Raw genomic sequence first — 8,434 nt, 5'->3', positions numbered from 1 at the left:
CAAGGCGGCCGGGATGTACGGCGGTGCCGGCTTCGCCGGCTACATGGTCCTGCTGTTCCTGTCGCTGGCGGCCATGTTCGGTCTGGCCAACGTGATGGACGACGGCTGGGCCGCGCTGATCATCGCCGCGCTGTGGGCCGTCGCCGCGGCCGTGCTGTACCAGAAGGGCCGCGCGAAGATGCGCACCGTCTCGCCGAAGCCCGAGCACACCGTCCAGACCCTGAAGGAGGACGCGGAATGGGCACGTCACCCGACCAAATGAGGGCCGAGATCGCGGCCACCCGCAACCAGCTGTCCGCGGACGTGGACCGGCTCGCCGACCGTGCCAGCCCGCGCCGCATGGCCCGCCGCCGCAAGGCGAGGATGCGCCGCACGGTCTCGGGCGTCCGTGACCGCGTCATGGGCACCGCCTCGTACACGGCGCACGGCATGGCCGACACCGCCCGTTCGGCGGCCGGCTCGGTGCAGTCGGCGGCGGGCTCGGCGGCCGGTTCGGTGCAGGAGGGCACCGGACGCGCGGCCGACTCGGCGCGCGAGGTCGCGGAGCAGGCGGGACAGGCCGTCCAGCAGACACCCGAGATGGCCCGCCGCCAGACGCAGGGCAACCCGCTGGCCGCCGGCCTGGTCGCCTTCGGCGTCGGCCTGCTGGCCGCCTCGATGGTGCCCGCGTCCGAGAAGGAGCAGCAGAAGGCGTCCGAGCTGATGGAGCGCGGCGCCGAGGCGCTGGAGCCGGTGAAGCAGGCCGCCACCGAGTCCGCGCAGCACCTGAAGGAGGACGCCAAGGAGGTCACGCAGAGCGCGGCCGCGGAGGTGAAGGACACCGCGCAGCAGGCGGCCCGCACCACCCAGGACGAGGCCCGCGACCGGACCGGCCAGGTCACCGACCAGGCCAAGGACTCCGGCCGCAGCCTCAAGGACGAGGCCCGCAAGCGCTCCGGTCCGGCGTGAGACCGGAACACCGGCGGACGGGGGAAGCGCTGCCCCGGTCCTCTCGGGCCCGGAGGCAGCGCTTCTCGTCGCCCCGGTGAACGGCTGGCGGGTGGGCATCGGGATCACGGTGGCCACCACGCCGGTGACGCCCGGCGCCGGCTGAAGCCGGGGGCCGCCGCGGGGACGGCCCCCGGTGCGGGTCAGCTCGCGTACGTCTCGAATTCGGCGATCCTCGGGGTGCCCGAGGCGCTGGTGATCTCGAAGGTGATCTTCTTCAGGGAGGTCGCGGAGAAGCTGATGACGCCCGCTCCACTGCCGGAGGCCAGGACGGCGCCCGTGTCGTGGTTGAGGACGCGGTAGGAGCCGATGGTGCCCGAGCCCGACGCCTGCCTGATGTTGATCTTGGAGACGGTGGTGGCCGAGCCCCACTTGATCGAGACGGAGCCGGTCGAGCCGGACGGGGACCAGTACGAACTCATGTCGCCGTCGCGGACGTTGCCGTAGCTCGTGCCGTCGGCCTTGGAGGAGCCGTCGGAGCCCGCGCCGATGCTGAGGTTGGTGCCGGTGGGCGGGTCAGTGGGATCCGGGTCGGTCGGGTCCGGGTCCGGGTCGGTGGGGTCCGGGTCCGTCGGGTCGGGGTCGGTCGGGTCCGGGTTCTGCGGGGTGCAGCTGCCGTCGGAGACCTTCAGGCCCTTGTTGGCGCCCGCCGTCTGGCTCACCACGCTCGGCACGCAGTTGGCCGCGTCGAGGGTGTACGCGTACGGGATGCCGACCGAGGTGTTCGACGTCGGGTTCGGACCGGCCGGGTTGTTGTCGCCCTCCCGCTCGGACCAGGTCACGTTGTCGAAGATGTTGCCGCTGACCTGCCAGTAGCCGGCGGCGTCGGTGTAGAAGGTGCCGAGGACGTCCTTGGAGTCCTCGAAGTAGTTGCTGTCCACCTTGGCGCGGGCGCCGGCCCGGGAGTTGATCCCGGACTCGTTCAGGTTCTTGTAGTGGTTGTTGTAGATGTGCGCGATGCCGCCGCGCAGCAGGGGCGCACGGGAGTCGATGTTCTCGTACAGGTTGTGGTGGAACGTGACGTACCCGTTCGAGGTGTCGCTCTCGCTGGAGCCGATCAGGCCGCCGCGGCCGGAGTTGCGCAGGGTGCTGTAGGACAGCGTCACGTACTGGGTGTTGTCCTTCATGTCGAAGAGGCCGTCGTAGCCCTCCGACTCGCCGCCGGACGCCTCCAGCGTGGCGTGGTCGACCCAGACGTTGCGGACATCGCTTTCCATGCCGATGGCGTCGCCGCCGTTCGACGTGGGCGAGCCGGACTTCTTGACGTTCCGCACCGTCACGTTCTGGATGATGATGTTGCTGGACTCCCGGATGTGGATGCCCAGTTGGTCGAAGACGGCGCCGTTGCCGACCCCGACGATCGTGACGTTGCTGATCTGCTTGAGCTCGATGACGCCGGCGGCGGTGTTGCAGCTGCTGCCGGACACCTTGGCGGTGTTGCCGTGGTTGATGGTGCCCTCGACCTGGATGACGATCGGGGTGGAGCTGCTGGCCCGGCTGCACAGGGCCTGGTGGATCGCGGTACCGGTGGTGGCACGGACCGTCTGGCCGCCCGCACCGCCGGTGGTCCCGCCGTTCTGGGTCGCGTAGCCGGTGACACCGCCGGTCGCGGCGGATGCCGTGGACGTGGACAGGGCCACACCGGTCGCCGCCGCGAGGGCCCCCGTGGCCAGTACCGCGGAGAGTCGCACTGCGACTGATCGTCTCATTCTCGTCTCGCCTTTCGCTCTCATGTGCCGGGTGTTCCGCACCGAGCTGCCTTATGTCATGGGCATGTCAGTACCACCGATGAGGGGAGGCGGGGTGAGCCGACCCATCGGCGAGAAAGCGCTTTCTTCATGTTCGTCGCGACAGTAGGGCCACGTTCGAGGGGCTGGCAAGGCTCCGTACAGTTACGGAGAGGTTGATTCCGGTTAGGTTCCGGTTTAGCGGCGGAGAGGGCGCGCACAGCGGTCGGGGGCCGACGGTGCGTGACCGTCGGCCCCCTGGAACGCCGTGCGCGGGACTCAGAGCACCGGCAGGCTCTTGCGCAGCTCGAAGGCGGTGACCTCGGAGCGGTACTCCTCCCACTCCTGGCGCTTGTTGCGCAGGAAGAAGTCGAAGACGTGCTCGCCGAGGGTCTCGGCGACCAGGTCGCTGCGCTCCATCAGGGTCAGGGCCTCGCCCAGGTTCTGCGGCAGGGGCTCGATGCCCAGCGCGCGGCGTTCCGCGTCGGACAGGGCCCACACGTCGTCCTCGGCGCCCGGCGGGAGCTCGTAGCCCTCCTCGATGCCCTTCAGGCCGGCGGCCAGCAGGACGGCGTAGGTCAGGTACGGGTTGGCGCCGGAGTCGATGGAGCGGACCTCCACGCGCGCCGAGCCGGTCTTGCCGGGCTTGTACATGGGCACGCGGACCAGCGCCGAGCGGTTGTTGTGGCCCCAGCAGATGTACGACGGGGCCTCGCCGCCGGCGCCCGCCGTGCGCTCCGTGCCGCCCCAGATGCGCTTGTAGGAGTTGACCCACTGGTTGGTGACCGCCGAGAGCTCCGCCGCGTGCCGCAGCAGGCCCGCGATGAAGGAGCGGCCCACCTTGGAGAGCTGGTACTCCGCGCCGGACTCGTAGAACGCGTTGCGGTCGCCCTCGAAGAGGGAGAGGTGGGTGTGCATCCCGGAGCCGGGATACTCGGAGAAGGGCTTCGGCATGAAGGTCGCCTGGACGCCCTGCTCGAGGGCCACCTGCTTCATGACCAGGCGGAACGTCATGATGTTGTCCGCCGTGGAGAGCGCGTCCGCGTAACGCAGGTCGATCTCCTGCTGGCCGGGGGCGCCCTCGTGGTGGGAGAACTCCACCGAGATGCCCATCGACTCCAGCATGGTGATCGCCTGGCGGCGGAAGTCCATGCCGACGTTCTGCGGGGTGTGGTCGAAGTAGCCGGAGTTGTCCGCGGGGGTCGGGCGGCTGCCGTCCAGCGGCTTGTCCTTCAGCAGGAAGAACTCGATCTCCGGGTGGGTGTAGAAGGTGAAACCCAGGTCGGAGGTGCGGGCGAGGGCGCGCTTGAGGACGTAGCGCGGGTCCGCGAAGGACGGGGAGCCGTCCGGCATGAGGATGTCGCAGAACATGCGGGCCGTGCCGGGGGCCTCGGCGCGCCAGGGGAGGATCTGGAACGTCGACGGGTCCGGCTTGGCGATCATGTCGGACTCGTACACCCGGGCGAAGCCCTCGATGGCGGAGCCGTCGAAGCCGATCCCCTCATCGAACGCCTGTTCGAGTTCGGCGGGGGCGACGGCCACGGACTTGAGGAAGCCCAGCACGTCGGTGAACCACAGGCGCACGAACCGGATGTCGCGCTCCTCCAACGTCCGGAGCACGAACTCCTGCTGCTTGTCCATCTTCCGCTTCCCCATCCTTGCCGGTCAGGCCGCCTGTCCGCTCCCACTCCCCGGGGAGACGGCCGGGCATTGCGAGCATCCCACCACACCAGCGTTTCATACGCGTTGCCGACCTTGGCCGGACGGCCTGATCGGCCGTCCGACCGGGTGGTCCGATCAGGCGGCCCGGTCGGACGACTCGCCGCGGGTCGGACGACTCGCACACGACAGGTGTACCGCTCCGGAGCCCATCTTGCCCGCTCGGGCCGGTATCCGGAACGGGCGGCTCACGGCCTCGGGGAGATGCCCAGCAGGAGGGGGCCGGTGGGGGCCGAGACGATGTCCGCCACCGTGAGCGGGTCCAGCGAGGCGAAGAACGCCTCCTGGGCCCCGCGCAGGGCGCCGCGCAGCCGGCAGGCCGAGTTCAGCGGGCAGGGGGACGAGGTGGCGGTGCCCTCGCAGTCGACGACGTCCCCCTCGCCCTCGAAGGCCCGGACCACCGCGCCCACCGAGGCGGTACGGCCCTCCTCCGTGAGGCCCAGACCGCCGCCCCGGCCGCGGCGGGCCGTCAGCAGGCCCATGTGCTGGAGCTCGGCGACCACCTTCGCGGCGTGCGTGTAGGGCACGTCCATGGCCTCCGAGACGTCGCGCGTCGTCGGGGTGGAGTCGCCGGCCACGGCGAGGCGCATGAGGACGCGGAGGGCCAGGTCTGTGGAGCGGAGGAGCCGCATGGCAGAGAGCGTAGGTAATACGCATCTTGGGTTCAAGTTTTCTGGAGGCGGTTCGGGGGCGGTCCTGTGGGGGCCTGTGAGGGCCGGAACTGCGTGGTGCGGCCCTGTGCGGTGCGGCTCCGGGGTGCGGCCCTGTGAGGGCCGGACCTGCCGTGGTGCGACCCTGTGGGGGTGCGGTTCCGTGCGGTTCCGTTGGCCGTGAACCCTACGGCTCTCCCCCTCTCCCCTATTACGATCAGCTGACCCGTTCGTCCCACTCCCCCGAAGGACACTCCCATGGGCTCCGCCAAGAAGAGCAGCTCGGCACGTTCGGCGCGCATAGAGGAGATGCGGCGTGCCGAGAAGGCCCGCGAGCGCCGCGCCCGCATCCTCACCGTCGCCGCCAGTGTGGTGGTCGTCGTCGGGCTCGTCGCCGGCGGTGTGGTGCTCGTCAGGTCGCAGTCGGACGACGGCGGCAGCGCGGCCGCCGACTCGAAGAACTCGGGCAAGTTCGTCACGGGCGAGGACGGTGTGCGGAAGTGGGAGGGCGAGCTGGGGCGCAACCACGTGACCAAGGCCGTGGACTACCCCGTCTCGCCTCCGGTGGGCGGTGACCACAACCCGGTGTGGATGAACTGCAACGGGGACGTCTACACCGACGAGATCAACAACACCAACGCCGTGCACTCGCTGGAGCACGGTGCCGTGTGGGTGACGTACAACGCCTCGGCCGACAAGGCCGCCGTCGACGCGCTCGCCGCGAAGGTGAAGAAGACGCCGTACACGCTGATGAGTCCGGTGGACGGCCAGAAGGACCCGATCGTGCTGTCCGCCTGGGGGCACCAGCGCACGGTGACCGGTGCGGACGACCCGAACCTGGACGCGTTCTTCGAGAAGTTCGTCCAGGGGGAGCAGACGCCCGAACCGGGGGCCGCCTGCACCAACGGGCTGTCCAAGTGAGGCAGGTCGGGCTGATCGCGGGCGCCGCGGCCCTGGCACTGGTCGCGGCCGGAGCGATCACCTACGCGGTGGCCGGGGACGAGGGGTCCTCGGACGCGGTTCCGACCGCGGACTCCGCGGACGCCGGGTTCGCCCGGGACATGGCCGTGCACCACCAGCAGGCCGTCGAGATGTCGTACGTCGTGCGGGACCGCACGGACGACGAGGAGGTCCGGCGGCTCGCCTACGACATCGCCCAGACGCAGGCCAACCAGCGGGGCATGCTGCTGGGGTGGCTCGACCTGTGGGAGCTGCCCAAGGTGTCCATGGACCCGCCCATGACCTGGATGGGGATGGGTGACAGCGCTTCCGGCAAGGACGGCGCGCTGATGCCGGGGATGGCGACCGACGCCGAGATGGAGCGGCTGGGGTCGCTGAACGGGGAGCGGGCGGAGGTCTTCTACCTGCAGCTCATGACGGACCACCACAAGGGCGGGGTGCACATGGCCCAGGCGTGTGTCCGTGCGTGCGAGGTGGGGGCCGAGAAGCGGCTCGCCCGGGGGATGGTGGAGGGGCAGGAGTCCGAGATCGCGCTGATGGCGGGGATGCTGGAGGAGCGGGGGGCGGCGGCCCGGCCGTAGCGGACGGGACTCCGGGACATCGCGTCGTTTTGACGATTACACTGGGCCCGTGCCTCAACTACGTCTCGCCCTGAATCAGATCGACTCGAGCGTCGGTGACCTCGCCGGCAACGCCGAAACGATTGTCCGCTGGACCCGGCACTCCGCCGAGCAGGGAGCGCACCTCGTGGCGTTCCCCGAGATGGCGCTGACCGGGTACCCCGTCGAGGACCTCGCCCTGCGGTCGTCCTTCGTGGAGGCCTCGCGGGCGGCGCTGCGCTCGCTGGCCGCGCGGCTCGCCGAGGAGGGGTTCGGGGAGCTTCCGGTGATCGTCGGATACCTCGACCGCAGCGCCGCCGCCCAGCCGAAGTACGGGCAGCCGGCCGGTGCGCCGCAGAACGCGGGCGCCGTGCTGTACGGGGGTGAGGTGGTGCTGAGCTACGCCAAGCACCACCTGCCGAACTACGGCGTCTTCGACGAGTTCCGGTACTTCGTGCCCGGCGACACCATGCCGGTGGTGCGGGTGCGCGGGGTCGACGTCGCCCTCGCCATCTGTGAGGACCTGTGGCAGGACGGGGGGCGGGTGCCGGCGGCGCGGTCGGCCCGGGCCGGGCTGCTGCTGTCGATCAACGCCTCGCCGTACGAGCGGGACAAGGACGACACCCGGCTGGAGCTGGTGCGCAAGCGGGCGCAGGAGGCCGGGTGCACGACCGCGTACCTCGCGATGATGGGCGGGCAGGACGAGCTGGTCTTCGACGGGGACTCGATCGTCGTGGACCGTGACGGCGGCGTCGTGACGCGTGCGCCGCAGTTCGCCGAGGCGTGTGTCGTGGTCGACCTCGAGCTGCCCCCCGCGGAGGCCGACGCGCCGACGGGGGTCGTCGACGACGGGCTGCGGATCGACCGGGTCGTGCTGTCGGAGGAGCCCGTGCCCGCGTACGACGCCTCGTTGTCCGGGGGGTACGCCGAGCGGCTCGACGACGACGAGGAGGTGTACTCCGCGCTGGTCGTGGGGCTGCGGGCGTACGCCGCGAAGAACGGGTTCCGGTCGGTGCTGATCGGGCTGTCCGGGGGGATCGACTCGGCGCTGGTCGCCGCTCTCGCCTGTGACGCGGTGGGGGCGGAGAACGTGTACGGCGTGTCGATGCCGTCGAAGTACTCGTCCGAGCACTCGAAGGACGACGCGGCGGAGCTGGCCCGGCGGACGGGGCTGAACTACCGGACGGTTCCGATCGAGCCGATGTTCGACGCGTACATGGGGGCGTTGGGGCTGACGGGGCTGGCGGAGGAGAACCTGCAGTCGCGGCTGCGGGGCACCCTGCTGATGGCGATCTCCAATCAGGAGGGGCACATCGTGCTGGCGCCGGGGAACAAGTCGGAGCTGGCGGTGGGGTACTCGACGCTGTACGGGGACTCGGTCGGGGCGTACGGGCCGATCAAGGACGTGTACAAGACGTCGGTGTTCCGGCTGGCGGAATGGCGCAACCGGGCGGCGGTGGAGCGGGGGCAGACGCCGCCGATTCCGGAGAACTCGATCTCGAAGCCGCCGAGTGCGGAGCTGCGGCCCGGACAGGTGGACACGGACTCGCTGCCGGACTATCCGGTGCTGGACGCGATCCTGGCGTTGTACGTGGACCGGGACCGGGGGGCGGACGAGATCGTCGCGGCCGGGTTCGACGCGGAGCTGGTGACGAAGACGCTGCGGATGGTGGACCGGGCGGAGTACAAGCGGCGGCAGTACCCGCCGGGCACGAAGATCTCCCCCAAGGGCTTCGGCAAGGACCGCCGCCTCCCGATCACGAACGGCTGGCGCGAGGGGGCGCGCGCCTGA

8 protein-coding genes are annotated in these 8,434 nt (G+C 70.6%); 5 read left to right on the top strand and 3 right to left on the bottom strand.

All coding sequences use genetic code 11. The features are described from left to right. Together B7767_RS34670 and B7767_RS34665 are read left to right on the top strand one after the other, a co-directional pair. On the top strand, positions 1 to 262 hold a 262-nt coding region (locus B7767_RS34670; RefSeq protein WP_143652790.1), incomplete at its 5' end, for a phage holin family protein. Further along, positions 238 to 948 (top strand): DUF3618 domain-containing protein, encoded by a 711-nt coding sequence (locus tag B7767_RS34665; protein ID WP_085575561.1) that lies wholly within the window; start codon positions 238 to 240, stop codon positions 946 to 948. The genes B7767_RS34670 and B7767_RS34665, both read left to right, overlap by 25 nt. Before the next feature lie 182 nt (positions 949 to 1,130). On the opposite strand, the gene B7767_RS34660 is transcribed toward B7767_RS34665, so the two are convergent. From B7767_RS34660 to B7767_RS34650, 3 genes are all read right to left on the bottom strand, one after another. Beyond that, a complete protein-coding gene (locus tag B7767_RS34660; RefSeq protein ID WP_085575560.1) occupies positions 1,131 to 2,696 on the bottom strand; it encodes a polysaccharide lyase family 1 protein in 1,566 nt (521 codons plus the stop codon). A 297-nt stretch (positions 2,697 to 2,993) separates the two neighbouring features. Then, positions 2,994 to 4,355, bottom strand: coding sequence for a glutamine synthetase family protein (locus B7767_RS34655; RefSeq protein WP_085575563.1), 1,362 nt, complete (start codon positions 4,353 to 4,355; stop codon positions 2,994 to 2,996). Between the two features lie 266 nt (positions 4,356 to 4,621). Continuing rightward, on the bottom strand, positions 4,622 to 5,065 hold the full coding sequence (locus B7767_RS34650) for an Rrf2 family transcriptional regulator (protein WP_085575559.1): 444 nt from the start codon (positions 5,063 to 5,065) through the stop codon (positions 4,622 to 4,624). A gap of 276 nt (positions 5,066 to 5,341) precedes the next feature. Here B7767_RS34650 and B7767_RS34645 point away from each other — a divergent pair, with 276 nt between their 5' ends. Genes B7767_RS34645 through B7767_RS34635 form a run of 3 tightly spaced genes read left to right on the top strand, consistent with a single transcriptional unit; the run spans position 5,342 to position 8,434 of the window. Then, positions 5,342 to 6,004, top strand: coding sequence for a DUF3105 domain-containing protein (locus tag B7767_RS34645; protein ID WP_085575558.1), 663 nt, complete (start codon positions 5,342 to 5,344; stop codon positions 6,002 to 6,004). Beyond that, the gene (locus B7767_RS34640) at positions 6,001 to 6,624 is read left to right on the top strand and encodes a DUF305 domain-containing protein (protein WP_085575557.1); all 624 of its coding nucleotides are present in this window, start codon (positions 6,001 to 6,003) and stop codon (positions 6,622 to 6,624) included. The genes B7767_RS34645 and B7767_RS34640 overlap by 4 nt, the downstream gene beginning before the upstream one ends. 49 nt (positions 6,625 to 6,673) lie before the next feature. After that, positions 6,674 to 8,434, top strand: coding sequence for an NAD+ synthase (locus B7767_RS34635; RefSeq protein WP_085575556.1), 1,761 nt, complete (start codon positions 6,674 to 6,676; stop codon positions 8,432 to 8,434).

Origin of the sequence: Streptomyces sp. 13-12-16 (assembly GCF_002114215.1) — a bacterium.
Classification (GTDB): domain Bacteria; phylum Actinomycetota; class Actinomycetes; order Streptomycetales; family Streptomycetaceae; genus Streptomyces.
The sequence above is the reverse complement of the archived record's forward strand: the minus strand, read 5'-3'. Positions and strand labels throughout refer to the sequence as shown.

What these genes read in the sequence shown, in the direction of transcription:
- B7767_RS34655 (WP_085575563.1), bottom strand. Translation starts at nt 4,355, where the DNA reads ATGGACAAGCAGCAGGAGTTCGTGCTCCGGACGTTGGAGGAGCGCGAC.
- B7767_RS34645 (WP_085575558.1), top strand. Translation starts at nt 5,342, where the DNA reads ATGGGCTCCGCCAAGAAGAGCAGCTCGGCACGTTCGGCGCGCATAGAG.
- B7767_RS34665 (WP_085575561.1), top strand. Translation starts at nt 238, where the DNA reads ATGGGCACGTCACCCGACCAAATGAGGGCCGAGATCGCGGCCACCCGC.
- B7767_RS34650 (WP_085575559.1), bottom strand. Translation starts at nt 5,065, where the DNA reads ATGCGGCTCCTCCGCTCCACAGACCTGGCCCTCCGCGTCCTCATGCGC.
- B7767_RS34660 (WP_085575560.1), bottom strand. Translation starts at nt 2,696, where the DNA reads ATGAGACGATCAGTCGCAGTGCGACTCTCCGCGGTACTGGCCACGGGG.